The 25,829-nt window shown below is 72.2% G+C and carries 20 protein-coding genes; 8 read left to right on the top strand and 12 right to left on the bottom strand.

Going from position 1 to position 25,829, the window contains the following annotated elements; translation table 11 throughout:
- Positions 1-34 precede the first annotated feature (34 nt).
- Positions 35-781, top strand: a complete 747-nt coding sequence (locus tag DC008_RS14535; protein ID WP_108707356.1) for a DUF6227 family protein — start codon at positions 35-37, stop codon at positions 779-781.
- A gap of 33 nt (positions 782-814) precedes the next feature.
- Here DC008_RS14535 and DC008_RS14540 read toward each other — a convergent pair whose 3' ends face one another.
- The 4 genes from DC008_RS14540 to DC008_RS14555 form a co-directional block, all read right to left on the bottom strand.
- Positions 815-1,069: a hypothetical protein gene (locus tag DC008_RS14540; RefSeq protein WP_108707357.1), complete on the bottom strand. Its 255-nt coding sequence runs from the start codon at positions 1,067-1,069 to the stop codon at positions 815-817.
- Positions 1,070-1,174: 105 nt separating this feature from the next.
- A complete protein-coding gene (locus DC008_RS14545) occupies positions 1,175-3,160 on the bottom strand; it encodes a PTS fructose transporter subunit IIABC (RefSeq protein WP_108707358.1) in 1,986 nt (661 codons plus the stop codon).
- Positions 3,161-3,287: 127 nt separating this feature from the next.
- On the bottom strand, positions 3,288-4,235 hold the full coding sequence (pfkB, locus tag DC008_RS14550; RefSeq protein WP_108707359.1) for a 1-phosphofructokinase: 948 nt from the start codon (positions 4,233-4,235) through the stop codon (positions 3,288-3,290).
- A 34-nt stretch (positions 4,236-4,269) separates the two neighbouring features.
- Positions 4,270-5,031 carry a DeoR/GlpR family DNA-binding transcription regulator gene (locus DC008_RS14555; protein ID WP_108707360.1) on the bottom strand — a complete coding sequence of 254 codons (762 nt, stop codon included), beginning with the start codon at positions 5,029-5,031 and terminating at the stop codon, positions 4,270-4,272.
- A 211-nt stretch (positions 5,032-5,242) separates the two neighbouring features.
- On the opposite strand from DC008_RS14555, the gene DC008_RS14560 reads away from it, so the two are divergent.
- The 4 genes from DC008_RS14560 (at position 5,243) to fxsT (ending at position 12,511) form a co-directional block, all read left to right on the top strand.
- Positions 5,243-6,097: a toll/interleukin-1 receptor domain-containing protein gene (locus DC008_RS14560; RefSeq protein ID WP_208645863.1), complete on the top strand. Its 855-nt coding sequence runs from the start codon at positions 5,243-5,245 to the stop codon at positions 6,095-6,097.
- 11 nt (positions 6,098-6,108) lie between these two features.
- Positions 6,109-7,632, top strand: a complete 1,524-nt coding sequence (locus DC008_RS14565; protein WP_108707361.1) for a VMAP-C domain-containing protein — start codon at positions 6,109-6,111, stop codon at positions 7,630-7,632.
- 104 nt (positions 7,633-7,736) lie between these two features.
- A complete protein-coding gene (locus DC008_RS14570; RefSeq protein ID WP_108707362.1) occupies positions 7,737-8,684 on the top strand; it encodes a MoxR family ATPase in 948 nt (315 codons plus the stop codon).
- Complete coding sequence (fxsT, locus tag DC008_RS14575) at positions 8,681-12,511, top strand: FxSxx-COOH system tetratricopeptide repeat protein (protein WP_244221355.1); 3,831 nt, start codon at positions 8,681-8,683, stop codon at positions 12,509-12,511. The genes DC008_RS14570 and fxsT overlap by 4 nt, the downstream gene beginning before the upstream one ends.
- Before the next feature lie 27 nt (positions 12,512-12,538).
- Here the strand turns inward: fxsT and DC008_RS14580 are convergent, their stop codons facing one another.
- The 3 genes from DC008_RS14580 to DC008_RS14590 all read right to left on the bottom strand — a co-directional run bounded on the left by DC008_RS14580 (position 12,539) and on the right by DC008_RS14590 (position 16,427).
- Positions 12,539-14,332 carry an HEXXH motif domain-containing protein gene (locus tag DC008_RS14580; RefSeq protein ID WP_108707363.1) on the bottom strand — a complete coding sequence of 598 codons (1,794 nt, stop codon included), beginning with the start codon at positions 14,330-14,332 and terminating at the stop codon, positions 12,539-12,541.
- Between the two features lie 212 nt (positions 14,333-14,544).
- Entirely contained in the window at positions 14,545-14,739 is a 195-nt protein-coding gene (locus tag DC008_RS14585; protein ID WP_108707364.1) for a hypothetical protein, read from the bottom strand.
- Positions 14,740-14,885: 146 nt separating this feature from the next.
- Positions 14,886-16,427, bottom strand: a complete 1,542-nt coding sequence (locus DC008_RS14590; RefSeq protein WP_244221492.1) for an MFS transporter — start codon at positions 16,425-16,427, stop codon at positions 14,886-14,888.
- A 242-nt stretch (positions 16,428-16,669) separates the two neighbouring features.
- Here DC008_RS14590 and DC008_RS14595 point away from each other — a divergent pair, with 242 nt between their 5' ends.
- A complete protein-coding gene (locus tag DC008_RS14595; RefSeq protein WP_108710693.1) occupies positions 16,670-17,638 on the top strand; it encodes a helix-turn-helix transcriptional regulator in 969 nt (322 codons plus the stop codon).
- Here the strand turns inward: DC008_RS14595 and DC008_RS14600 are convergent.
- From DC008_RS14600 to DC008_RS14610, 3 genes are all read right to left on the bottom strand, one after another.
- Positions 17,635-18,288: a TetR/AcrR family transcriptional regulator gene (locus DC008_RS14600; RefSeq protein WP_341867289.1), complete on the bottom strand. Its 654-nt coding sequence runs from the start codon at positions 18,286-18,288 to the stop codon at positions 17,635-17,637. The genes DC008_RS14595 and DC008_RS14600 overlap by 4 nt on opposite strands.
- 415 nt (positions 18,289-18,703) lie before the next feature.
- Positions 18,704-19,702 (bottom strand): sigma-70 family RNA polymerase sigma factor, encoded by a 999-nt coding sequence (locus tag DC008_RS14605; protein WP_108707367.1) that lies wholly within the window; start codon positions 19,700-19,702, stop codon positions 18,704-18,706.
- 474 nt (positions 19,703-20,176) lie between these two features.
- Positions 20,177-20,959: a dioxygenase family protein gene (locus DC008_RS14610; RefSeq protein WP_108707368.1), complete on the bottom strand. Its 783-nt coding sequence runs from the start codon at positions 20,957-20,959 to the stop codon at positions 20,177-20,179.
- Positions 20,960-21,061: 102 nt separating this feature from the next.
- On the opposite strand from DC008_RS14610, the gene DC008_RS14615 reads away from it, so the two are divergent.
- Positions 21,062-21,577: a MarR family winged helix-turn-helix transcriptional regulator gene (locus DC008_RS14615; RefSeq protein WP_108707369.1), complete on the top strand. Its 516-nt coding sequence runs from the start codon at positions 21,062-21,064 to the stop codon at positions 21,575-21,577.
- A 119-nt stretch (positions 21,578-21,696) separates the two neighbouring features.
- Here the strand turns inward: DC008_RS14615 and DC008_RS14620 are convergent, their stop codons facing one another.
- Both DC008_RS14620 and DC008_RS14625 read right to left on the bottom strand, forming a co-directional pair.
- Positions 21,697-23,238, bottom strand: a complete 1,542-nt coding sequence (locus DC008_RS14620; protein WP_108707370.1) for an MFS transporter — start codon at positions 23,236-23,238, stop codon at positions 21,697-21,699.
- A gap of 273 nt (positions 23,239-23,511) precedes the next feature.
- Positions 23,512-24,156, bottom strand: coding sequence for a TetR/AcrR family transcriptional regulator (locus DC008_RS14625; RefSeq protein ID WP_208645865.1), 645 nt, complete (start codon positions 24,154-24,156; stop codon positions 23,512-23,514).
- Between the two features lie 356 nt (positions 24,157-24,512).
- Between DC008_RS14625 and DC008_RS14630 the strand changes: the two genes are divergently transcribed.
- Entirely contained in the window at positions 24,513-25,796 is a 1,284-nt protein-coding gene (locus tag DC008_RS14630; RefSeq protein WP_108707371.1) for a M6 family metalloprotease domain-containing protein, read from the top strand.
- Positions 25,797-25,829 lie beyond the last annotated feature (33 nt).

Here is a 25,829-nt window from a genome sequence, read left to right on the forward strand (position 1 = left end):
CACAAGGTGACATGCAGCAACGCCGGGAGAAACCTTGAGCGTTCCGTACGAGACCACAGCGTACGAACCACCCGAGTCGCCGGAGTCTCCGGAGGAGCACCTCGCGCGGCTCCTCGGCCGTGCCCTGAACTCGTTCGAGCTGCCCGACGAGACCATACGGCGGCTGGACTGCGCGCTCGCGCACGACAGTTCGCTGCACTCCGCGCACCACAGTGCGGGGCTGCACCGTGAGACGTACCGGCACACCTGGCTGCTCGCCGACGGTTCGGCGCTCACCTTGTGGGAGCTGGTGCACAACACGGCACGGGACCGTGCCCCGCAGCATGAGGTGTATGTCGACGAGGAGGAGCTGCGTGCCGCGACCGAGCGGCTTCCGCTGCCTCCGGACGCTCCCGACTTCGAGCTGCCGGTGACGGTGCAGCTGTCGCCGATGGTGGCGCCCCGGCACGCGTATGTGCCGGACAACTCGGTGGATCATGCGCGGCGGTTGCTGCGCCGCGCGGAGAACGCGGACCGGCCGGGGCGTGAGACGGCCGCCCTGCTGGCCACGGCGTGCGGGCACCGGATCACCCAGGCGTTCGGGCGTCCTTGGCGGTCGGCGCGTGCGGGCCTGTGCTTCTCGCTCTACGAGCACGCGTTCCTGCTGCGGGACGGGGCGGAGGTGTCGCTGTGGGAGGTCGAGCACACGGCGACGCCGGACGGGCGGCACATGTGCGAGGTGTACGTCAGCGAGGACGCGGCGCGGGCCGCGATGGAGCGGCGGGCGACGCAGGTCTCCTGACGGCGAACGTCTCGAACCCGGCCTCTGGATCGATCAGCGGCCGGAGTTGAGCCGGTGGACGAGGCCGGCGAAGGCGTCGCGTTCCGCCGGGGTGAGTTCGACGGCCTCCCGTTCGGGGGCGGTCTGCCGTTGCTGCGGAAGGCCGGAGAGTGCCTGGCCGGGACCCCCCGGACGGTTCACGGGGCGGTAGCGGCGCAGCAGGCGGACGAGCCCCGTCACCCACAGCACGGCCGCCAGGGCGAGGACGACGGGACCCAGGAGCTGGAGGATCGAGACGTGCTCAGGCATGTCTCCCAGTAGACACCACGGTCCGGGCGGTACGGCCCGGACCGTGACGTATCTCGCAGGTGCCGTGAAGCGCGCACAGCGCCGCAACCGGGACAACCGGCCGTCTCAGGCGGTGGCCACGGGCTGCTTCCCCGCGCCGCTGCCCTCGGAGGCGTCGACGGCTGAAGGCCCCTCCCCCGCCGTACGGCGCATGCCCTTGAGCAGGATGACGAGGCCGGTGGTGACGGCCGTACCGGCGGCGATGGCGAGCAGGTAGAGGAACGGCTTGCCGATCAGGAAGGTGACCCAGACGCCGCCGTGGGGTGCGCGCAGGGTGGAGCCGAAGCTCATGGTGAGGGCGCCGGTGACGGCGCCGCCGGCCATGGAGGCGGGGATGACGCGCAGTGGGTCGGCGGCGGCGAACGGGATGGCGCCTTCGCTGATGAAGGAGGCGCCGAGCACCCAGGCGGCTTTGCCGTTCTCGCGTTCGGTGGGGGTGAAGAGGGTGCGGCGGAGGGTGGTGGCGAGGGCCATGCCCAGGGGCGGGACCATGCCGGCGGCCATCACGGCGGCCATGATCTTCATGGCGGAGTCGCTGGGATCCTGTACGGCGATGCCGGCGGTGGCGAAGGCGTAGGCGACCTTGTTGACGGGGCCGCCGAGGTCGAAGCACATCATCAGGCCGAGGAGGATGCCGAGGAGGACGGCGTTGGAGCCGGACAGGTTGCCGAGCCAGTCCGTCATGGCCTTCTGTGCCTCGGCGATGGGCTTGCCGATGACGACGAGCATCAGGAAGCCGACGACCATGGAGGACAGCAGCGGGATCACGACGACGGGCATGATGCCGCGCAGCACCGGGGGGATGTCGATGCGCTGGATGGCGAGGACGACGCCGCCGGCGAGCAGGCCTGCGACGAGGCCGCCGAGGAATCCGGCGTTGATCGTGAAGGCGATCATGCCGCCGACGAAGCCGGGGACGAGTCCGGGCCGGTCGGCCATGCCGTAGGCGATGTAGCCGGCGAGGACGGGGATGAGGAAGCCGAAGGCGACGCCACCGATCTGGAAGAGCAGGGCGCCCCAGCTGTCGATCTGGCCCCAGGCGAAGTGTTCGGTGACGGGCGGGGCCTCGTCGATCCGGTAGCCGCCGATGGCGAAGCCGAGGGCGATCAGCAGGCCTCCGGCGGCGACGAACGGGACCATGTAACTGACGCCGGACATCAGCCACTTGCGCAGGCGGGTGCCGTAGCCGTCGTCGGGTTCGCCGGCGCGTTCGACGGGGGTGCCGGGCCGCGCGGCCCGCGTGACCTCTCCCCGCGCGGCCTTCTCCCGCACCTCGGCGATGAGTTCGGCCGGCCGGTTGATGCCGGCTTTGACGCCGACGTCGACGGTGGGCTTGCCGGCGAACCGGTCCTTCTCGCGTACGGCGACGTCGTGGGCGAGGATCACGCCGTCGGCGGCGGCGATGACGGCGGGGTCGAGCCGGGTGAAGCCGGCGGAGCCCTGGGTCTCGACGACGAGTTCGACGCCCGCGTCCCGGCCGGCGTTCTCCAGGGACTCGGCGGCCATGTAGGTGTGGGCGATGCCGGTGGGGCAGGAGGTGACGGCGACGATACGGAAGGGACGCGGGGCGTCCGCAGTGGAACCCTCGGCGTCCCGGCCCTCCCCAGGTGCCTGCTCTCCCCCGATCAGCGCGGCTGCCGACTCCGCGTCGCGGGCGGCGCGCAGCGCGCCGGTGAAGGTGCTGTCCATGAGCTGCCGGGCCAGCGCCGACAGGATGGTGAGGTGGGCTTCGTCGGCTCCGGCGGGGGCGGCGATGAGGAAGATCAGGTCGGCGGGGCCGTCGGGGGCGCCGAAGTCGATGCCGTTCGTGCTGCGTCCGAAGGCGAGCGTCGGTTCGGTGACGTGGGCGCTGCGGCAGTGGGGGATGCCGATGCCGCCGTCGAGGCCGGTGGGCATCTGTGCCTCGCGGGCGGCGATGTCGGCGAGGAGGCCGTCCAGGTCGGTCACCCGGCCGAGGGCCACCATGCGCTCGGCGAGGGCGCGTGCCGCCGCCTCCTTGGTGTCGGCGGTCAGGTCGAGGTCGACCAGGTCCGCCGTGATCATGTCGCTCATCGCGGGCTCCTTCGCACGCGTATCGCCCCGGGGATCCGGTGGGCGAGAAGGGGGACGGGGCTGGGGACGGAGTGAAGGACGGGGAGACAGGCGCATCCGGCGCCTCCACCACGCCCCGCGGCGCCGCTCATACGGCGGGCTCGCCGAGGACGCGGTCCACGGGGATGTCGGCGGTGACGGTGACGGCGGTCGGGTCGAGGTCGGCGGGGGTGGGCATCACGCTGCCGGGGAGCCGTACGGCGGCGGCGCCGTGGGCGACGGCGGAGGCGAGGGCGCCGGGGCCGTGGCCGCCGGCGATGAGGAATCCGGCGAGGGAGGCGTCGCCGGCGCCGACGTTGCTGCGGACGGTGTCGACGTGGGCGCTGCCGTACCAGGTGCCGGCGTCGTCGACGAGGAGTTGCCCGTCGGCGCCGAGGCTGGCGAGTACGGCGCGCGCGCCGAGCGCGCGCAACTGCTCGGCGGCCTTGAGCGCGTCCCCGACCGTGGCGAGCGGGCGCCCGACGGCCTGGGCGAGTTCCTCGGCGTTGGGTTTCACGACGTCGGGCCGGGCGCGTACGGCTTCGAGCAGGGCGGGTCCGGAGGTGTCGAGGGCGATCCGGGTGCCGTCGGCGTGGGCCCGGGTGACGACGTCGGCGTACCAGGTGGCGGCGAGTCCGCGGGGGAGGCTTCCGCAGCAGGCGATCCAGTCGGCGGTGCGGGACTGGGTGCGTACGGCGTCGAGGAGGTGGGCGCGTTCGGCGGCGGTGAGTTCGGGGCCGGGGGCGTTGATCTTGGTGAGGATGCCGTCGGTCTCGGCGAGGGCGATGTTGGAGCGGGTGGCTCCGGTGACGGGGACGGGGGCGACCTCGATGCCCTGGGCGTGGAGGAGGTCGGCGACGAGGGCGCCGGGGGCGCCGCCGAGGGGCAGTACGGCGACGGTGCGGCGGCCGGCGGCGGCGACGGCGCGGGAGACGTTGACGCCTTTGCCGCCGGGGTCCATGCGTTCGCCGGTGGCGCGGATGACCTCGCCGCGGTGGAGTGCGGGGACCTCGTAGGTGCGGTCGAGGGAGGGGTTGGGGGTGACGGTGAGGATCATGCGCTCGTTTCCAGGCCCTGGTGGGGGGACGTTCTCAGACTCGCTGTACTTCGGTGCCGTCGTGTTCGAGGGCCGTGGCGGTGTCGGGGGCGAGGCCGGTGTCGGTGATGAGCAGGTCGACGTCGGTGAGGTCGCCGAAGCGGGCGAAGTGTTCCTGGCCGTGCTTGCCGGAGTCGGCGAGGAGGACGACGCGGCGGGCGGCGGCGACGGCGGCGCGTTTGACGGCGGCTTCGGCGAGGTCGGGGGTGGTCAGCCCGTGTTCGGCGGAGAAGCCGTTGGCGGCGACGAAGAGCACGTCGGCGCGGATCTCGGCGTAGGCGCGCAGGGCCCAGGCGTCGACGGCGGCGCGGGTGCGGTGGCGTACGCGGCCGCCGACGAGGTGCAGCTGGATGCCGGGGTGGTCGGCGAGACGGGCGGCGGTGGGCAGGCTGTGGGTGACGACGGTGAGGGAGGCTTCCAGCGGGAGTGCGGCGGCGAGGCGGGCGACGGTGGTGCCGGCGTCGAGGATGACGGTGCCGTCGGTGGGGAGTTCGGCGAGGGCCGCCTTCGCGATCCTGTCCTTCTCGTCGGCGGCGGTGGATTCGCGTTCGCTGAGGTCCGGTTCGAAGTCGAGGCGTCCGGCGGGGATGGCGCCGCCGTGCACGCGCCGTACGAGCCCGGCCCGGTCGAGCGCCTTGAGGTCCCGCCGGATGGTCTCGGCGGTCACCTGGAACTCCTCGGCCAGCGACAGCACGTCCACCCGCCCACCGTCCCGGGCGAGCCGGAGGATCGCCTGCTGCCGCTCCGGTGCGTACATGCCCGTTCTCCTTCGCGCTGTGCCCGAGCTTGTGGCTTCGAAGGGAGAGTAAGCCTGACTGAGCGAGAAGTAAACACATTCAGGCACCGCACGGACATGAACGGGCACCGTGTAACCCCCGAGGCCGCTTGGCGCGAGAACGTGACGAAGCGCTGACCCGGCGTCACTGCGTCCGTATCCTGGACGTGGGACACAGCTTTCGGGGGGTGTTGTGGACACGGACGACTCGCGCCACCGCACGGGGGTGGACCACGACTGGCAGCGGGAGCTCGTGGAGGCACTGCTCGACTCGCCGACCCTCCAGGACCGCTCGGCGCGCGCCATGCTGGAGGAGCTGATCGGGGAGGAACTGGGCCGGCGGCTTCACCTGCGCGAACACCCCACCCGTCACTTGCAGTTCCTGGAGCTGGTGCGGGCCTGCGAGGCGGCGGACGGCGGACTGCCCGCGCTCGCGCAGGTCGTGTCGCTGCTGGAGGGGCACAGCCGCACCTCGGACAGGGTCAGCGCCCTGGTCCACGGGCGCGTCGCGGAGACGGCCGGTCCACCCCCGGCGCCTCAGCCCGCGCCACTCGGTTCCTTACCGCCCTCGCGGTCCCCGCACTCCTCCCCCGCCGCTCAGGACGGCGCCTTGGACTTCTTCGTCTCCTACACCGCCGTGGATCGCGCCTGGGCGGCCTGGATCGCCTGGCAGTTGGAGGACGCGGGGCACGGTGTCCTCGTGGAGGAGTGGGACTTCGTGCCGGGCACTCAGTGGCCGGTCGGCATGGAGAGGGGCGTGACGCAGTGCGCGCGCACGATCGCGGTGCTCTCCCCGGACTATCTCCGCTCGGTCTACGGCCGCCAGGAGTGGCAGGCCGTGCAGGCCGCGGACCCCACGGGTCTGGCCCGCAGACTGGTCCCGGTGATGGTGGCGCGCTGCAGACCGGAGGGGCTGCTGGCGTCGGTCGTCCACATCGACCTGGTGGGCCTTCCGATGGAGCGGGCGCGGGAGCGGCTGCTCGACGGGGTCGGTGCCGCCCGCGCCGGCCGCGCGAAGCCGGCCTTGCCGCCCCGGTTCCCCGGCTGAGTGGGGCGCCGTTGACCTGGGAGGGCGGCGGGGGCCGCGGCCGTTCGGCATCGCGGATACGCGAGCGGATCGAGGAGGAGGGGCAGAACGCGCTGCTCTCGGTCGGCGCGCTGCGGGACCGGTCCGCGCGGGCCCTGCTCGCGGAGATGGTCGGCGAGTCCCTCGACCGCCGGGTCGACCTGCGTGAACAGGCCACGGTGCCGATGCAGTTGCTCGAACTGGTCCGCTTCTGCGCCCGGTGCCCGGACGGGTTGTCGGCCCTGGCCCGCAAACTGCCGATGCTGGAGCCCGGCTGCCCGCAGGCCGTGCTGGTGCGGCGGCTCGCGGACGAGTGGACGGCCGTCGACTCGCTCGACGGCCTCCCCGAGATCACCGACTCGTGGGACTTCCTCACCGGCACTCTCGGAATGCTGACGATGTCGCACGAGATGCGGACGGCCTTGGTGCGGGCGGCCACCCACGCCCGGGTGGCGGCGCCACCGACCCATGCGGAGAACCCGTGGCACGACTTCCTGCACATGGCCGGTCAGGGTGCACCGCGGGACGGTCTGCCGCCGTGGATGCTCTATCTGGACCGCAGCACCGACTCGATGAACCACCTCCTCGCCGGGGAGGTTCTGGCCCGCAACCGGAAGTGGGCGCTGCGCTGCGGTCTCGCGCAGCTCCTCGACATGGAGCGCACGCAACGGCTGCGGTCGCCGACCGCTCCGGTGCGGCCGCATCAGGAGTTCCTGGCCATCCACATCACGCCCGATCCGCTGGACAGCGATTCCTACACGGTGTCCCACTCCTTCATGTCGACGGCGCGTGGGCCGCATTGGGAGCAGGGGGACGCGTTGCCGCAGGTGCCGAGGGACGGGCTGGAGGAGGCGGTGAGCGGGATCGTCCGCTCGGTCGAGGGGGCCGCCGGTGACCGGCCCGCCGATCTGTGGCTGGAGTTCGTCCTGCCGTTCGAGCTGCTCAATCTGCCCGTCGACTGGTGGCCGCGGGACACGACGGAGAGCCCGCATGTGCCGTTGGCGGTGGACTATCCGGTGGTGATCCGCAGCCTGGACCGGCTGCAGAACAGTGCCTGGCACCGGTTCTGGCGCCACCGCTGGCTGCAGCTGTCGCTGGGTGAGCCGCCCGCGCAGTCCCTGTACGTCCATGCGGTCGGCGGCGACGGCGGTCATCTGCGCGGTCTGGAGGCCCGCCTCGGCGACAACCAGCAGGTGGTGGCGACCGTCCTGAGCGAGCCGCCGCTGCCCGGGCAGAACCATGGCCGGCGCGAGTTGGAGGCGGCGCTGCGCAGCGGGCTGCCGGTGGTGATCTGGCACCGCACGGACCGTTCGACGCAGGAGTTCCTGGACGTCGTACGGACGTTGCTCGCCGAGGGCTGGCAGCAGCTCCCGGCGAAGGTCGCCGCATATCGGCGGCAGGCCGCGATCCATGACGGCGACGGCCGCGACGGGCACCATCCGGGCCGTCATCTCACGCTGCTGTGGGACGACCCGGACCGCAAACCGGTCGTGCCGGACGGGCGGGGATGGCCATGAGACGGGGACCGTGACCAGGGTCGGCCCCTGACGCACAGCCGTCTTCCCAGTACCTCGCGCGTCGCCCCCGTCCCCGACCAGTGCCAGCCGGAGGAACACTCGCCATGCCGCCGACCGAAGAGCCCCCGCACGAGCAGGCCACCTGGGGTGTCTACCGGGGCACCGGCCACCCGGGTCCCGGTAGCGAGCCCTGGCCGGATCCGCCCGGCCGGCGCAGCTTCGGCGGCGGTCCGCTGCTCCCCGCGCCTCCGGACGATCCGTACGCCGCCCTGCTGCTCGGCGAGGGCACGGCCCCGCTGCCGTTCGCGCCGGACGAGGTGGACCGGGTCAACGCGGCGCTGTGTCTGCGCCGCCCGCTGCTGGTCAGCGGCGAACCCGGCACCGGCAAGGCGTCCCTGGCCCACCGCATCGGCCGTGAGCTGGCGCTCGGGCGTGTCCTGCACTGGCGAATCACCAGCCTGAGCACGCTGCGGGAGGGGCTGTTCGCCGGTGAGGGCCGGCTCGGTCCGCTGGGCACCGCGCTTCTGCCGTACCGCAGGCCCCGGGTTCTGCTGATCGACCGGCTGGACCGGGCCGAGATCTCCCTGCCGGAGGATCTGTGCACGGTGCTGGCCGCCGGTGGGTTCGACCTGCCCGCCGGTGCCGGCCGGGTCGCCACGGACGATGATCCGGACGCGGTGGTGACGGTGCCCGGCGGTGTGGTGCGCTGCCACGCCTTCCCCGTCGTGGTGATCACGACCACGGGCGAGCGGGACATGCCCTTCGACCTCGTACGGCGGTGTGTGGTGCTGCGGACGCGCCGGCCCGACGTGGACACGCTGCGGGCGGTGGCCGCGCGCCACTATCCGCCGGGCCGCCCCGGCACTCCGGCACCGGACGTCGTGGACGCCTTCCTGGAACGGGCAAAGCGCGCCGAAGGGCCGGTCGTGGAGCGGCTGCTGGACTCGCTGCATCTGGCCGCGAACGGTGTCCTGAGCGCCGTCGCCGATGAACGCGGCTGGCAGCCGGCGGTGGACGCCCTGTGGGCGTGGACGGCCCCGGAGGAGCCGTGACCACCGGCTTCTGGCCGGAGCTCCCGCCGGGGCTGCCCGGTGCGCTGCGCCGCGCCGGACGGGGCCTGGGCCGGGCCGGGCCGGGCGGCGGGCGGGGGCGGCCCTGGGACGTGGCCGTCGTCGTGGACGGCGGGCCCACCATGGAGGTGTGGGAGGAGACGGCGCGGGCCTTCGTCCGGGCGCTGCGCCGTACCGGTGTCTACGGCCGTGTCACGACCCATCGGCTGCCGTACGGCCGCAGCACCGACCCGGCCGGTCTGGCCCGGCGGGGCGCGGACCGCCGGCTGACGCTGCTGCTCACCGACGGGGCCGGTGCCCGCTGGCGCACGCACACCGTGGAGCCGTTGCTGCGCCGGTGGGGGCAGGCCGGGCCCGTCGCCGTGATCCATGTGCTGCCGCACGCGGTGTGGCCCGCGACGGCGTTGCGCGGCTGGCAGGTGCTGCTGCGTGCGCCGTCCTCCGGCGCCTCCAACCACCGGCTGCGCTGGCGGGCGCGCGGCCTCGGCCCCGACGGGGACGGCCGGCCCCCCGGCCACGGCCCGGACGTGCCGATCCCGGTGCTGGAGCTGTCGCCGCGCTGGCTGGACGCCTGGTCGGCGCTGCTGCGTGCGGGACCGCCCGCCTGGCTGCCGCTGACGGTGATGTTCCCGCGCGCCGGACTGCCGGAGCGCACGGGGGATGTGGGGCCGCCGGCCGATCCGGGCGGCCGGGTGGCGCATTTCCGTTCCACGGTCACCCGGGACGTCTTCACGCTGGCCACGCTGCTCGCCGCCGTCCCGCTTGAGCCGCCGCTGATCCGCCAGGTGCTCGACCGGTTGCTGCCCGACGGTTCCCTGGCCGACTTCGCCCAGTTGCTGACCCATGGCCTGGCCCGGCCCGCGCCCGACGGCCGGGGCTACGCGTTCGAGCCGGGTGTGCGGGAGGAACTGCTCGCTGCCGGACGCCGACCCGATCTCGTACGAGTGGTCGAGCTGGTGGGGGATCGTCGGGGAGGCGACGGGGAACACTTGTGGCGACTGCCCCGGCTGCTGAGTGGGGCCGTCGTGTCCCGGCTTCCCGAAGTGAACGAGGAGTCAGGGCCGTGGCTCCGGGCGGAGAGCGCTGTGCTCCACGCCCTGTCCGGCCCCTTCCTGAAACCGGCACGACAGGTGGACGCCGCACTCGCCGCCCACGTCGAGCAGCACCACGCACCATCCGAGGGCACCATCGCACCCCGCACACCCAGCCAAGCCGTCGCCCACCCCCCGGGCGACGCCGACCGCCCGACGCATCAGGGGAACAGGAGGCCGGCGATGCCGCAGCAGCCCCCGGGCACCGTGGGAAACGATCGCACCAGGAACACCCCCACGGTGTGGGGAAACATCCCGCCCAGGAACCCGAACTTCACCGGCCGTGAGGAGCTCCTCGACCAGTTGCACCGGCGACTGCTGGTCGAGAAGGCCACCGCGGTCCTGCCACACGCCCTGCACGGCATGGGTGGAGTCGGCAAGAGCCTGCTCGCCGTGGAGTATCTGTACCGCAAGATGACCGAGTACGACGTCGTCTGGTGGATCTCCGCGGAACGCACCGCGCAGATCTCCCTGTCCCTGGTGGAGCTGGCCCCGCGCCTCGGGCTCACCCCGGGAAGCGACGCGTCCTCCACGGTCGCCGCCGTCCTCGAGGCACTGCGCATCGGCAAGCCGTACTCGAACTGGCTGCTCGTCTTCGACAACGCCGAAAGCCCGGAGGCGGTCCAGCAGTTCTTCCCGGCGGGCGGGCCCGGGAACATCCTCATCACCTCCCGCAACCCTCAATGGGCTTCGATCGCACGCCCGTTGGAGGTCGACGTGTTCCTGCGCGAGGAGAGCAAGCAACTGCTGCGCCTGCGCGGACCGGAGATCAGCGACGAGGACGCCGACCGGCTCGCCGAGGCGCTCGGCGACCTGCCGCTGGCCATCGAGCAGGCGGCGGCCTGGCACGCCGAGACCGGCATGCTCGTCGACGAATACCTACGCCTGCTCGACGAGAAACGCGTCGACCTGCTCCGCGGCACGGCCCCGCTGGACAACCAGCACCCGGTGATCGCCGCCTGGAACATCTCCCTGGACCAGCTGGAGACGAAGAACCCGGCCGCCTACCAGCTGCTGCAGGTCTGTTCGTTCTACGCGCCGGAGCCCATCGCGCGGACCCTGTTCGCCCGTATGCCCCGCGGCTCCATAGCCCCCGAGCTGGACGCGGCGCTGGAGGACCCGATCCGGCTCGGCCAGGTCATCCGCGAGATCGGCCGCTACTCACTGGCCCGTTTCAACCACCGCAACAACTCCCTCCAGATGCACCGGCTGGTCCAGGCGGCGCTGCTGTACCGGATGACCGAGGAGGACCGCGCCACGATGCGGCGCGGCGCCCATCTGCTGCTGGCGGCGAACGACCCCAACGACCCGAACGACATCAACCGCTGGGACCGGTACGGCTCGCTGTATCCGCACGTGGTGGTGTCGGAGGCCGTGCGGTCGCAGGAGAACTGGGTGCGCAACCTCGTCGTCAACGAGGTGATCTATCTGCTGCGCTGGGGCGACTACACCTCCGGCCGGGAACTCGCCCGCACCGCGTACGAGATGTGGTCCGAGACGCTGGGACGCGATCATCCGCAGACCCTGCAGGTCGCCCGCTGGCTGGGCTTCCTGCTGTTCACGATGGGTGCCTATCAGGAGGCGGCCGACCTGAACGCCTCCGTCCTGGACGCCTACCGGCGCACCATGGGCCACGACGCGCAGGACACCATCGACGCGCTCGGCAACGTCGCCATCGACCACCGGGTGCGCGGTGACTTCGCCGAGTCCCTGACGCTGACGGAGTCCGTGCACCAGCAGTATCTGCGCATGCTCGGGCCCGACGACCCGGAGACCCTGCGCGCCGCACACAACCTGGGCGTGAGCCTGCGTCTCGCCGGTGACTTCGCCCGGGCCCGGGACGTCGACGAGATGACCTGGAACAGCTACGTCAACATGTACGGCCAGGACCACGTGGACGCGCTGCGCACCTGGCTGGGGTTCATCCTCGACACCCGTGAACTGGGCGAGTACGCGACCGCGTTGACGTACCACCGGGAGATCGTGGAGCGGTCGACGGCCCTGCTGAAGGCGGACAACCCGCTCAGCCTGTCCTGCTTCCGCCACCTGGCCGTGGCCCTGCGCAAGGCCGGCGAGCACGAGGAGGCGCTGACGACCGCCGACCGGGTGCGCGCCGCGCTGCGCGCACGGTACGGCGACCAGAACCCCGAGACGATGGCGGCGACGCTGGAGCTGACGGTGCACCTGCGGCACAGCGGAGACCTGCCGCAGTCGCTGCGGATAGGGACGCAGATCTGCGAGCAGTACGAGAAGACCTACGGCCGGCACCACCCTCACGCCCTGTCGGCCGCGCTGAACCTGGCCATCACCTACCGGCTGCTGGGGAACGCGGCCGCCTCGCAGTACATCAACAGCGTCGTCCTGGACGAGTTCACGGCCGCTCTCGGCGAGACCCATCCCTCGACGCTGGTGTGCCGGACGAACCTGGCCAGCGACCACTACGCCCTGGGGGACGCCGCCGCGGCGCTGGCGCTGGACGAGGAGACGCTTCGCCGCTCACGGGCCACCTTCGACGAGGACCATCCGTCGACCCTGGCCTGCGCCGCCAACCTCGCCATGGACCTGCGCGCGCTGGGGCGTACCGACGAGGCGGACGTCCTGCACGCGGACACCCGTGAACGTCTCGCCCGCAAGCTCGGCACCGCGCATCCGGCGGTGGAGCGCGCGGCGGACTGGGAGCACCGGGCGGACTGCGACATAGACCCGATGCCGCTGTGAGACCGACGCCGGCCGGGCGGCGCGGACTCAGACGCCGCCCAGCCAGTGCGCCAGGGCCACCGGGTCCGGCGGGACGGGCAGGGCCGCGCTGACGGCGCGGGCCAGTTCGGGCTGCTCGACGAGCGCCGTACCGGCGGCCTTCCGCCCGCTCTCGAGGAGGGCCAGTCCGAGTCCCGCCCATGCCGCGGGGCGGGCGTCACGCCGGGTGAGTTCGTCGGCGTACAGCTTCACCGCGTCCTCGGTGTCCCCGGCCACGAGTGCCAGGTCGCCTGGCCCGGCGCCGGACACCTCGGCGCCCGGGTCGTCCTGGGCGCGCAGCCGTGTGAGGGCGTCGGGGTCGATGAGGAGGAGCCGCGCGAGCAGCGCCGGCACGTCCAGCCTGCAGGCGTCGGGGTCGGCGGACACAACGGCACCGTCCGGGCTCGCTGCCCGGCTCCGTTCGCCGCGGGGCCGTCCGGCCTCCCACAGCTCCACTAGCTCGTCGACGCCCGTCTTGGACGGCCGCGCATGGTGGGCGCGCCACGCGGCCTGGTGGTAGGCGGCGGCCAGGTCGGCGAGCCTGGACTCGGTCTCCCCCGCCCGGTCCGCGTCCCAGGCGGCGGTCTGCTCCGTGAGGGCCGTCACGAGGTCTCCGCCCAGCCGCGTGAGCGCCGGATGGTCCCGCAGGGTGGCGAGGACCTCCCGTACGGCGTGGCGCCACAGCGCGAACTCGAAGCCGGCGAGGCCGTCGAGGCCGCGGGTCCGCCAGTAGCGGGTGACCCCGGAGAAGGCGTACGCGCCGTGCACCAGTCCCCCGACCGGCCGTGGGTCGTCGCGCCAGGGGGCGTGGAAGAGCGCGCCGGAGTCCTCGAAGAGCGGGGTGAGGAAGATCAGCCCGTTCAGCAGGCTGTGCCGGAACTCGTGGACGAGGGCGACGCCCAGCTGGGCGGGCAGCGCCTCGGCGTCCTCGTCCGGCGCCGACAGCAGTACACAGCCGAACGCGTCGCTGGAGGAGGCGGCGCGGGCCCGCAGTCGTTCCCCTCGGGGCAGGGGCACCACGGACCGCAGACCCGCGGCGAGCGCCCGCGCACTGGCGGGGTGGTCGTCCACGAGCAGTGGCCACATGGCGGCGAACCAGTCGCGCCAGGCAGTGAGTCGAGGCTCCGTCAGCCGTCCGGTGGCGGGCAGTCCGGTGACCACCGGGCGGTCGCCCAGGTCGTCCAGGACGAGGGTGAGCGCCTGGCCGCCGTGCTCGGCGCGGATCCGGCGCAGCCCTTCCCAGCCGGGCCCGTCGGCCTCCGGATCACCCGGGAGTGTCACGGTCTCATCGTTCGCGGCGACCCGCAGGACTCCGTCCCGTGCCGACACCCCGGCGGTGCCCCAGGCCTCGTCGGAGCCGAGACGGGCACGCCCGAGCCGGGGGAGGAACACCCGCCCCTGCCGGATCGGCACCTGGACGTCGAAGTCGAGCCCGGCCTCGAACGCCACGGCGGCCGCGAACTGCCCGAGGAAGCCGGCCTCCGCCCACAGGGGCGGTTCGTCCGCGGCCCCCTCCGTTTCACCTTCGGAGGGCAGGCGGCGCATCAACGCTGCTGCCCACACGCCGACTTGGGGGTCCAGCAGTGCTGTCCGGAACGTCTGCGGACTCCGCTCCTCGGCCCGCACCAGCAGCTTCCACGCCTCGCCCACCGTCGGCATCGACGCACAGGCGTCCAGGATGGCGCGCAGCATCAGGAGGCGGCGGCTGCACTCGACGTCGAGCAGTGCCTCGACGGCCGACACGTCCTCGCCGGTCGAGGCGAGGGCCTCGAAGACAGGCGTGGAGAGCTGGTGATGACGCATCAGGTCATGCTAGGCGGGCCCCGGCGTTCCGGGGCCCCGTTTCGCCGGGACTAGGGTCTTTCGTTTGGATCAGGCCGGATGAGGGAGCGGGGTCTGGTGCCGTGCATCGCAAGGCGGAGGAGGGCGCCATGGCGGAGCCATGGCAACCGACGACAACGCGGCGAGGTGCGGTGCCAGACCCCGCGAGCCCGGCATGATCCAAACGAGAGGCCCTAGCTGCCCGAACTTCCGGCGATGGTGGAGAGCGGTTTGTTGACGCGGCGCTTGAGCTGCTCGAGGGGCGCGTCCAGCGCCGAGGGGTCGAGCGTGGCGAGCTCACCCAGGGAGAGTGCCGAGAGGGTGGGGAGCCACGACGCGGTCTCCGACGCCGCCGCCTCCGCCGGAGCAGCCTGTTCTCTCGATGCCATGACGCCTGCCGCTTCTCGTTCGTCCGTCCTCTGCGGGCCCGCACAGGACGCTGGCGTGTCCTGCGCGGGCCCGCACAGAACGTTTGTGTGTCGCAGATTACATTCCGTCCCAGGGCGGGCCCACCAGGGGGGAGCTATCCGGGGCGTCAGAGCGCGTGCGCGAGCCGTTCCTCCTGCTCGGAGGGTGTGTCCTGAGCCGTTGTGGAGCGCGCGCGCCCGGCGCGCGCACCCTCGTCGCGCCCCTCGGTGTCCTCGGTGTTCTCGGCGGCATCGACGGCTTCGTTCTCCTCGCCCTCCCGATGCACCGCCGGTCGTGCCGGCAGGGCCCACATCAGCAGGAAGATGACGCCCATCACCACCGCCACCCACACCAGCGCGTGCTGGAAGCCGTCCGCGAAGGCCGTGCTCGCCTCGGTGCGGGTGGTGGCCCGGGTCAGGCGGTCGTCGACGACGCCGAAGAAGACGACGGAGACCAGGCCGAGGCCGAGGGCGTTGCCCATCTGCTGGACCGTGTTGATCAGGCCGGACGCCGAACCGGAGTGCCCGCGCGGCACCTCGGAGAGGATCGCGTCCGTCAGCGGGGCCACGATCAGGCCCATGCCGATCCCCATCACGACCAGGGGCAGCGCCATCTGCCACGGGGTGATGGACAGGCCGTACCGGCCGGCCTCCCAGATGTAGAGCAGGACGCCGGCACCCATGGTCAGCGCGCCCGCCTGGAGCACCTTGCGGCCGAAGCGCGGGACGAGTTGCTGGACGGACAGACCGGCCGCCGTGGACACGGCGATCGAGAACGGGATGCCGGTGAGACCGGCCTTCAGCGGCCCCCAGCCCAGGCCGTACTGCATGTACAGCGTCCAGACCAGGAAGAAGATGCCGAGCGCGACGCCGAAGACCGTCTGGACGGCGATGCCGGCCGCGAAGCTCTTCACCCTGAACAGGGACAGTTCGACCAGCGGCGAGCCGTCACGCGCGCCCTTGCGCCGCTCGTACGCCACCAGCGCCCCCAGCACGACGAGCGAGCCGCCCATCGACACGTACCCCCACAGCGGCCAGCCCAGCTCGCGGCCCCGGGTCAGCGGGTAGAGCAGCATCAGCAGTCCGAGGGTGACCAGCGCGACGCCCACCAGATCCAGCTTCAGGGCCTTCGGCGCCTTCGACTCGGTGATGAAACGGCTGCCGAGCAGCAGGCCGGCGATGCCGACCGGCAGGTTGATCAGGAAGATCGGGCGCCAGGCCAGCCCGAACAGGTCGCCCTCCGTCAGCAGCGCGCCGAGCAGCGGCCCGCTGACCGCGCCCAGGCCGACGATCGCGCCGAACAGGCCGAACACCTTGCCCCGTTCGTGCGCCGGGAAGGTCGCGTGGACGATCGACAGGACCTGCGGCACCATCAGCGCGGCCATCGCGCCCTGCAGGATGCGGGAGGCGACCAGCATCTCCGGGTCGACGGCGAAGCCGCACAGCGCGGAGGCGAGGGTGAAGCCGCCGATGCCCACGAGGAACACCCGCTTACGGCCGTGGATGTCGCCGAGCCGGCCCCCCGTGATCAGGCCCGCGGCGAAGGCGAGGGCGTATCCCGCGGTGATCCACTGGATCTGGCTGAACGTGGCCCCGCTCTCGCGCTGGATCGACGGGATGGCGATGTTGACGATCGTGACGTCCACGAGGTCCATGAAGGCCGCGGTCATCACGATGGCCAGGGCGAACCAGCGGCGGCGGTCCGCGGGAGCCACTCCGGGATCCGGTTCCGTGCCTGCCTCGGGGCCCGAGGGGCCGTCTTTCCCGTCGGCGGCCTTCGTGAGGGTCGGCCCGTCCACCGCTGTCGTTCGCTGTCGCTGTGTCGCTGTCCTGCGCTCCGCTGAGGTCATGGAACGAAGCTACGGCCCGATTAGGTCAGATCATGTCCTAGACATACGGCATGCTCGGACGCATGACGACGGACACTCCGGCACGGCTGCTGACCCTCCTGTCCCTCCTCCAGACACCCCGCGAGTGGCCCGGCGGTGAGCTCGCCGACCGGCTCGGGGTGTCGCGGCGCACGGTCCGCCGTGACATCGACCGGCTGCGGGAGCTCGGTTATCCCGTCCAGGCGACCAAGGGGTCCGACGGCGGCTACCGGCTCGTCGCGGGCAAGGCGATGCCCCCGCTCGTCCTGGACGACGAGGAGGCCGTGGCGATCGCGGTGGGCCTGCGGGCCGGCGCCGGGCACGCCGTCGAGGGCATCGAGGAGGCGTCCGTACGGGCCCTGGCGAAACTGGAGCAGGTGCTGCCCGCCCGCCTGCGGCACCGGGTGAGCACCCTGCAGGCCGCGACCACACCGCTGGCCAGCGGGGACGGGGCGAGCATCGCGCCCGAGACGCTCACCGTCATGGCCTCGACCGTGGCCGGACGGGAGCGGCTGCGGTTCGCGTACCGCGCGAAGGACGGCACCGCGTCACGCCGACTGACCGAGCCGTACCGGCTGGTGTCGACCGGGCGGCGCTGGTACCTCGTCGCCTACGACCTCGACCGGGACGACTGGCGGACGTTCCGGGTGGACCGGGTGAGCGAGCCGTTCGCGACCGGCGCCCGGTTCGCCCCGCGGGAACTGCCCACGGGGAGCGCCGCGGAGTATCTGCGCCGGTCCATGTGGGGCTGGCAGGAGTCGTACGAGTTCTCCGTGACGTTCGACGCGCCCGCGGAGTTCGTCGCCGCGCGGCTGCCGGGGTGGCTCGGTGCGCCGGAGCCGCTGGAGGACGGGCGGACCTGCCGGGTGCGGGGGACGGCCGGGGGCCCCCTGGAGTGGATGGCGGTGCGGCTCGCGATGGCGGGCTGCGACTTCACGGTCGAGTCGCCCGAGGAACTGGTGACATCCGTGAGGGAGTTGGGCGGGCGGTTGAGCCGCGCCGCTTCCGCCTAGATCCCGGCTTCACCCCACGGGAAATCCTTCAGAGCCTCCAGGTTGGCCAGGGCCAGCGCCCGGGGGCCCTCCGGGCCGTCGGCCGGGGCGTCTCCGGTGGCCCAGGTCTCCACCGCCACCCGGACCGCGGCGGAGGCCACCGCCGCGGGGAAGGCGAGGCCGGGGGCAACGTTGTCGCCCGCGCCGCGCGCCGCCAGCGCCGTGGCCAGCCGGGCCTCGGTGGCATGGCCGACCTCCGCCCACACCCGGTGCAGCGCCGGGTCGTCGAGGGCGAGGCGGACCAGGGTGCGGGTCCACTCCCAGGATGCTCCGGAGATGCCCTCGCCGGGGGTGAGCGTGTGCCGGACCGCGTGCTCCAGGGCCTCCGGCACCGACAGTGCGGCGGGGGCGTCGTGGACCGCCCGCGTCCAGCGGTCGGCGCCGTCCGCGTAGAGCGGCGCCACCGCCTCCTCCTTGGTCGCGAAGTACCGGTAGAAGGTGCGCGGTGCGACGCCGGCGGCCTGTGCGATGTCCTCGGCGCGGGTCGCCTTCAGTCCCTGCCGTACGAACAGGGCGGCCGCGGTGCGGGCGATGTCCATGCGGGTCGCCGCCTTGCGTCGTTCCGTGAGGGAGGCGGTGGCCGGGTCAGGTGCGGGGGTGGGGCTGCTCACATGCTGCAGGCTATGCCCATGTGACACAATCTGCCATCCGAGGGGTCACCCCGTGGTTCAGGTACGGGGTGGCCCTTTGTTCCACCCGGAATCGCCCCGCCCGCACGGGGGCGGACGTGGGTCGAGCCGGGCCCGGCGCCCAGGGGGGATGGGCGCCGAAGCCCGGCTCGGGGAAAGTCCCGGCGCCGGGGGGAGTGCGTCGGGACGTGGTCCGTGGGTGAAGGGTCGAACTCCCTTGCCGGGTCGAACTCCCTTGCCCTGAGGTCTTGTTCCCTGGACCCCGGGGCCTCAAGCGGCGTTCCGGCGCCATGTTTGCGCGGTCTTTCGCCACCCGGCGCACGCCCCTCGCGGGTGCCGCCGACGCCGCCCTCCGGCCGTACGGAGGATGAGGATGCCGCCCCCGCGGCCGCGCGATCTACGCGGCCGCGTCGAAGCCGGTGCTGCGCGCCAGCTTCTTCAGCTCCAGCAGGGCGTGCTTCTCGATCTGGCGGATGCGCTCGCGGGTCAGACCGTGCTCCTTGCCCACCTCGGTCAGCGTGCGCTCGCGGCCGTCATCGATGCCGTACCGCATCTTGATGATGGACGCCGTGCGCTGGTCGAGGCGGCCGATCAGGTCGTCCAGCTCCTCGCTGCGCAGCAGGGTCAGGACGGACTGCTCGGGCGAGACGGCGGAGGTGTCCTCCAGCAGGTCGCCGAACTGGGTCTCGCCCTCGTCGTCCACCGACATGTTCAGCGAGACGGGGTCGCGGGCCCAGTCCAGGACGTCCGTCACACGCTCCGGGGTCGAGCCGAGTTCGGCGGCGATCTCCGCGGGCTCCGGGTCACGGCCGTGCTCGCGGTTGAACTCGCGCTGCACGCGCCGGATCCGGCCCAGCTCCTCGACCAGGTGGACGGGGAGGCGGATGGTCCGGGACTGGTCGGCTATGGACCGGGTGATGGCCTGGCGGATCCACCACGTGGCGTACGTGGAGAACTTGAAGCCCTTGCGGTAGTCGAACTTCTCGACCGCGCGCACCAGACCGGCGTTCCCCTCCTGGATCAGGTCGAGCAGGGGCAGGCCGCTGCGGGGGTAGCGGCGGGCCACGGCGACGACCAGTCGCAGGTTGGAGCGGATGAAGACGTCCTTGGCCCGCTCGCCGTCGGCGATCAGGGCCTCCAGCTCCTCACGGGTGGCGTCGGCCTTGGACTCCTCGTACCCGTCGAGGACCTGCTGTGCGAACACACCCGCCTCGATGATCTGCGACAGCTCGACCTCTTTCGCGGCGTCGAGCAGCGGCGTACGGGCGATCTCGTCGAGGTACATGCCGACCAGGTCGCGGTCCGCGATCTCGCCGCCATGGGCGCGAACACTGCTGGCCGCGTCGACGGCCTCGCCGGTGGCGGACTGACGACGGGCGACGGCACGGGTTGCCATGCGTGCTCCCTTGCGATTGGGCTGGCGGGTGGTCCTTTGAACGCTTGGGACTCTTCTCGAGTGCCCGGCATTCGATGGGAACAACGACTTGAATCAGGACAGAATTCCCAACGCACCCCCCTATTTTTCTGATCTTGCAGTATCCTGCTGGGCCACACGCGCGACCGGCCCCTGAACGGGCCGCGGAGCCGCAGGTCAGACGGGATCCGCCAGGATCCGGTGTCTTCGTCGACGCCGGACGGGGGGAAGGGGTGAGACTCCGCTCACATCGCTGTCGCCGTCCATTCGGAGGAGGAGTGCCGCCGTCGGCTGCCCTTCCCTCCCTGAAGACGGCCCGTACCCGCGGAAGGTTGCCAGGAGGGGCCGCTTCGCCCGCGGACACCCCCGAGAGGCCACAGGAGATCCCCGGGGAGATCCGCAGGGACTCGTTTCGGCCGTCCACCGCCCGGCGAAGAAGCTCACCGGCGAAGAAACTCAGCCGAACTGCACCGACCGCTTCGCCAGTCCCATCCAGAACCCGTCGATCACCGACTTCTGACCGCCCGGCTCGCCCGCCGCGTCGGCCGCACCCATGGTCACGAACAGTGGGGCGAAGTGCTCGGTGCGGGGGTGGGCGTAGCGGCCGGCCGGCGCCTTGTGGAGGAAGTCCAGCAGTGCGTCCCAGTCGCGGTGCTCCAGGGCGCGGCGTCCCCACTCGTCGAACTCCACCGACCAGGACGGTATTCCGCCCTGACGCAGCGCGGCGAGGTTGTGGGTGAAGAAGCCGGAGCCGATGATCAGCACGCCTTCGTCCCGCAGCGGGGCCAGCTTGCGGCCGACGTCCATGAGCCGCACGGGGTCGAGGGTGGGCATGGAGATCTGCAGGACGGGGATGTCGGCGTCGGGGTACATCTCGACGAGCGGGACGTAGGCGCCGTGGTCGAGGCCGCGGTCGGGGATGTCCTGCACGGGCGTGCCGGGGGCGCGCAGCAGCTTGCGTACGGACTCGGCGAGCTCGGGAGCGCCGGGGGCGGGGTAGGTCACCCGGTAGTAGTGCTCGGGGAAGCCCCAGAAGTCGTGGACGAGCGGCACGGCCTCGGTGGCGCCGAGGGCGAGCGGGGCCTCCTCCCAGTGCGCGGAGACGACGAGGATCGCCTTGGGGCGCGGCAGCGCGGCCGACCAGGCGGCGAGTTCGCCGGGCCAGACGGGGTCGTCGGCGAGCGGTGGGGCTCCGTGGCTGAGGTAGAGGGCGGGCATGCGCTCCTGAACAGCGGACATTACGGGCCACTCCCTAAGTGCTTCAAATCTAAAGCGTCTACTCCCCTGACGGTACGCCGAGATAGTTCAAAGTTCAAGAAGCGTGCTCGTACAGTGGAGAGCATGAACACCGCACCGAGCTCCGCCCCGGCGGAGGAGGCCCGCTGGCTCACCGCGGACCAGCAGCGCGTCTGGCGCTCGTACATAGAGGCCACGACCCTGCTCGACGACCATCTGGACCGTCAGCTCCAGCGGGACGCGGGCATGCCCCATCTCTACTACGGGCTCCTCGTCGCGCTCGCCGAGTCCCCCGAGCGCCGGCTGCGGATGACCGAGCTGGCGATGTACGCGAAGATCACCCGCTCCCGGCTCTCGCACGCCGTCGCCCGGCTGGAGGGCAACGGCTGGCTGCGCCGCGAGAACTGCCCCGACGACAAGCGGGGCCAGTTCGCCGTGCTGACCGACGAGGGGCTGGAGGTGCTGCGCCGGACCGCGCCCGGCCACGTACAGGCCGTACGGCAGGCGCTGTTCGACCGGCTGAGCCCCGAACAGCAGAAGGCCCTCGGCGAGATCATGAAGATCGTCGCCGAGGGCCTGCAGCCGAGCGAAGCGGGTGCGGACCTGCCCTGGCTGCGCTGAACCGCTCGTTCCAGCGAGCCGGGGCAGGTCCTTCGCGGCGTACGTACCGAGCGTCCCCTTCCCCGTACGCACGCCTGGTCCCTCGGGGTACGGCCGTCAAGGCCGTGGTCGTTCGTGCGTCAGTGCGCGACGACCGGCACCGGGAGTTCCTCCTCGGCGCCCTCCTCGGAGGACGCCACCGCCGTGCCGCCGGGACGGCCGGCGTTGATCAGGGTCAGGGCGATGAGCGCGGCCGCGACCAGGATGCCGACGGCGAACCAGATGGCGGCGGTGTAGCCCTGCACCAGGCCCTGCGCCTGGACCAGCTGCTGCTGGGACCGGCTGGACGCGCCTGCGATGTGGTCGTCGATGTAGGACGTGGTCGCCGAGGCGGCGATCGTGTTCAGCAGCGCCGTACCGATCGCGCCGCCCACCTGCTGCGAGGTGTTGACCATGGCCGAGGCGACACCGGCGTCCTGCGGCTTGACGCCCAGGGTGGCCAGCGACATGGCCGGCATGAACGCGGTGCCCATGCCGAGGCCGAGCAGCAGCATCGCGGGCAGCAGGAGCGCGGCGTACGAGGAGCCGATCTCCAGCTGGGTCAGCAGCAGCATGCCGAGCGCGGCCACCAGGAAGCCGGGGCCCATCAGCAGCCGCGGCGCGACCCGGGTCATCAGCCGGGTGCCGATCTGGGTGGACCCGGTGATCATGCCCGCGATCATCGGCAGGAAGGCGAAGCCGGTCTTGACCGGCGAGTAGCCCTTCACGATCTGCAGGTAGTACGTCAGGAACAGGAACAGGCCGAACATCGCGATGATCGCGAGGCCGAGCGAGAGGTAGACACCGCCGCGGTTGCGCTCGGTGACCACGCGCAGCGGCAGCAGCGGGGCCTTGACCCGGGCCTCCACGATCACGAAGGCCAGCAGCAGCACACCGGAGGCGACGAACATGCCGATCGTGGTGGCGTCGCTCCAGCCGTCGGACTCGGCGCGGGTGAAGCCGTACACCAGCGCGACCAGGCCGAGGGTGGAGAGGATGACGCCGGGGATGTCGAGCGTGGAGCGGTTGCGGCTGCCCTGCGGCTCACGGATGACGTACCAGGCGCCGAGCGCGGCGACGATGGCGAACGGGATGTTCACGAAGAACGTCCAGCGCCAGTCGAGGTACTCGGTGAGGAACCCGCCGAGGATCAGGCCGACGGCACCGCCACCACCGGCGATCGCGCCGTAGATGCCGAATGCCTTCGCGCGCTCCTTGGCGTCGGTGAACATCACCGCGAGCAGGGAGAGCGCGGCCGGGGCGAGCAGCGCGCCGAACGCGCCCTGCAGCGCGCGGGCGCCGAACATCATGGCCTCGTTGGTGGCCGCCCCGCCCAGGGCGGAGGCTGCGGCGAAACCGCCCAGACCGACCACGAAGGCCCGCTTGCGGCCCCAGAGGTCGGCGATACGCCCGCCGAACAGCAGCAGACCGCCGAAGGCGAGGGCGTAGGCCGTGACGACCCACTGCCGGTTGCCGTCGGAGATGCCCAGGTCCTGCTGGGCGGAGGGCAGCGCGATGTTCACGATCGTCGCGTCCAGGACGACCATCAGCTGGGCTATCGCGATGAAGGCGAGCGCCTTCCATCGGTTGGGATCGGCGGCGCCGAGGGCACTGCCGGGAGCCTTCGCGGCTGTTTCAGACATGGGGGTACCCACTTCGGGACTTCGTGACGGAAAAAGTGAAAGGAAAGGGGACGGCTCGTCGGCTGTGACGGCCGCTGACGACGGCTGTGTGATCACGACCCCCGCGCGGAAGAGGCGGGTGGGTCGCGGTTCGCTACGAACTGATCGGTTCGGTCAGGTGGTTCAGGTCGTTCAGGTTGTTCAGGACATGTGCTTCCGGACTCCTGGGCTTAGGGGCTGCTGGACTCCTGGGCTCCTGGGCTCCTGGACTTATGGGCTTCTGGACGGGTCGCGTCAGGCCTTGCGCAGGTCCTCCATGGTCAGAGCCGTACCGGGAAGGGTGGAGCGGGCCGGTGCCCGCAGTCCGTCCAGGAACAGCTGCAGATGGCGGTGGACGTAGCGGTCCGCGAGGTCGCACCCCGTGCCGGCCGGGGGCCGGCTGAGCTGGGCCGCGGCGATCATGACGTCGCCGACGTCCACGTCGGACCGGAGCTGCCCCGCCGCCTTCGCGCGGTCCATGATCGCGGCGATGAGGCTCTCGCACCGCTCGCGCGACGCCTCCAGATCCGGATGGTGCTGGTCGAACGTGCTCTGGACCATCGGGCACAGCGCACTGATCCGCTCGTCGGCGGCGGCGTGCACGAAGCGCTCCAGGGCCTCGAAGGCGTCCCCGGTCTGTGCGAGCGCCAGCTCGGCCGCCGCCACCGTACGGTCCATGACGGAGCAGACGACCTCGCGCACCAGCGCGTCACGGTCGGGGAAGTTGCGGTACACCGTGGCGTTGCCGACGCCGGCCCGGCGGGCGATGTCGTCGAGCGGCACGTCGGGGCCGTGCTCGACGAACATCTCGCGGGCGGCGGTGACGATCCGCTCCCGGTTGCGCAGGGCGTCGGCGCGCGGCCGGGGCGCCTTGCGCGCTGCGGGGGTGGCGGTCTGCACGGTGTACTCCTCGTCTCCTGTGATGCTCGGTGTCCGGTTCCCCCGGGGTTCTGCGACCCGGTTCCCCGAGATTCTGTGACCCGGTTCCCCTGGTCCTGTGACCCGGTTTCGACGATCCGGGGAAGGGCTCCCCATTTCGCGCGGACACAGGTCTAAACGGGGAGGGGGTCCCCGGTTATTTCCCGCCCGCTGCCCATATTCCTGTGACCTGAGTCACATTCCCGGACGTCGCTGACCAGGCCCGGAACCCACGTTCGGTCTCCTTCAACGCGCGCGCCCGCATCCCTCGACACAGGGTGATCGAGAGGGTGCAGCGCGCGGTCCGGCGGGCTGCCATGGACTGAAAGGGCCCATGCATGCAGCCGAACCGCCGGATACGTCCCCGCCGTGTGGCCGCCCTCGCCTCCGTGACCTCGCTGATCCTCGCGGTCGGCACGTCGGCGGGCACCGGGCACCTCACGGCGGGCACCTCCACGGTGGCCGGGGCCGGACCGATATCCCCGGAGCACTCCACGGCACTCGGACCCTGCATGATCAGCGGCCCGCCGACGGTCCAGATGTCCGAGGGCGTGCCCACCCCGCGCGGCTACGCCCGCTCCACCGGCACCGTCCGCGCCCTCACCCTGATGGTCGACTTCCCCGACGCCCCCGGCCCGGGCGACGCCCTCGACCGCTACCGCGAGTTCTTCCCGCAGACCCGGGACTGGTTCCGCACCAGCTCCTACGGCCGCCTCGACTACCGCGCCGAGACCCCGATCCCGGACTGGCTGCGGATGCCCAAGTCGTTCCGCGAGTACGGCATAGAGCGCGGCGCCCCCTTCGACCCCGGGTACCGCCGGCTGGTCCAGGACATCGTGGTCGCCGCCGACGCACGCGTCGACTTCCAGTCGTACGACTTCCTGAACGTCCTCGTCACCCCGAACGCCGGGCCCTCCGCCCTCGACACCGTCCTGTCGGTGACGTTCGCCGGCAATGTGGAGGCGCCGGTGGCGGACGGTGTCTCCGTCACCAACGCCTCCTTCGTGTACTCCCGCCAGGACGACGGCTCCGGCACCTACCACCGCACCGGCTACCGGGTCCTCCCCCACGAGAACGGCCATGTCTTCGGCCTGCCCGACCTCTACACCGCGGAGGGAGGCGGCGCGGTCGGCCACTGGGACATCATGAGCGAGGACTGGGGGGCCAACAACGACCTGCTCGGCTGGCACAAGTGGAAGCTGGGCTGGCTGGACGACTCCCAGGTCCGCTGCGCGTCCGCCCCCGGCACCGACGACTACTCCCTCACCCCGCTGGCCCGCAAGGGCGGCCCCAAGCTGGTCTTCGTCCCGCTGGGCCCGCGCTCCGGCTACGCCCTGGAAGTGCGCACCCGCGAGGGCAACGACGAGGCCGTCTGCCGCCCCGGCGTCCTCGTCTACCGGGTCGACGCGGACGTCGACACCGGGATGGGCCCGGTGAAGGTCCACGACTCCCAGGAGGACAGCGGCGGCTGCACCCGCAGCCCCAACGTGCACGCCGAATTGTCGGACGCGACCTTCACGCCGGGCGAGGCCTTCGACGACGGCAAGCGGGGCGTGCGGGTCGCGGTGGTGGGCGTGGACGAGGCCGGGGCGTACCGGGTACGGGTGACACGGGAGCGATGACCTGCGGTGATCGGCCGGCCGGTCTACGGTGGG

The sequence above is a fragment of the Streptomyces nigra genome, assembly GCF_003074055.1.
Lineage (GTDB): Bacteria > Actinomycetota > Actinomycetes > Streptomycetales > Streptomycetaceae > Streptomyces > Streptomyces nigra.

Coding starts and splice junctions, on each gene's coding strand:
- DC008_RS14630 (WP_108707371.1), top strand. CDS start 24,513: ATGCAGCCGAACCGCCGGATACGTCCCCGCCGTGTGGCCGCCCTCGCC.
- DC008_RS14540 (WP_108707357.1), bottom strand. CDS start 1,069: ATGCCTGAGCACGTCTCGATCCTCCAGCTCCTGGGTCCCGTCGTCCTC.
- DC008_RS14615 (WP_108707369.1), top strand. CDS start 21,062: ATGAACACCGCACCGAGCTCCGCCCCGGCGGAGGAGGCCCGCTGGCTC.
- DC008_RS14620 (WP_108707370.1), bottom strand. CDS start 23,238: ATGTCTGAAACAGCCGCGAAGGCTCCCGGCAGTGCCCTCGGCGCCGCC.
- DC008_RS14610 (WP_108707368.1), bottom strand. CDS start 20,959: ATGTCCGCTGTTCAGGAGCGCATGCCCGCCCTCTACCTCAGCCACGGA.
- DC008_RS14605 (WP_108707367.1), bottom strand. CDS start 19,702: ATGGCAACCCGTGCCGTCGCCCGTCGTCAGTCCGCCACCGGCGAGGCC.
- DC008_RS14570 (WP_108707362.1), top strand. CDS start 7,737: ATGCCGCCGACCGAAGAGCCCCCGCACGAGCAGGCCACCTGGGGTGTC.
- DC008_RS14545 (WP_108707358.1), bottom strand. CDS start 3,160: ATGAGCGACATGATCACGGCGGACCTGGTCGACCTCGACCTGACCGCC.
- DC008_RS14590 (WP_244221492.1), bottom strand. CDS start 16,427: ATGACCGCGGCCTTCATGGACCTCGTGGACGTCACGATCGTCAACATC.
- DC008_RS14580 (WP_108707363.1), bottom strand. CDS start 14,332: ATGCGTCATCACCAGCTCTCCACGCCTGTCTTCGAGGCCCTCGCCTCG.
- DC008_RS14555 (WP_108707360.1), bottom strand. CDS start 5,031: ATGTACGCACCGGAGCGGCAGCAGGCGATCCTCCGGCTCGCCCGGGAC.
- DC008_RS14585 (WP_108707364.1), bottom strand. CDS start 14,739: ATGGCATCGAGAGAACAGGCTGCTCCGGCGGAGGCGGCGGCGTCGGAG.
- pfkB (WP_108707359.1), bottom strand. CDS start 4,235: ATGATCCTCACCGTCACCCCCAACCCCTCCCTCGACCGCACCTACGAG.
- DC008_RS14595 (WP_108710693.1), top strand. CDS start 16,670: ATGACGACGGACACTCCGGCACGGCTGCTGACCCTCCTGTCCCTCCTC.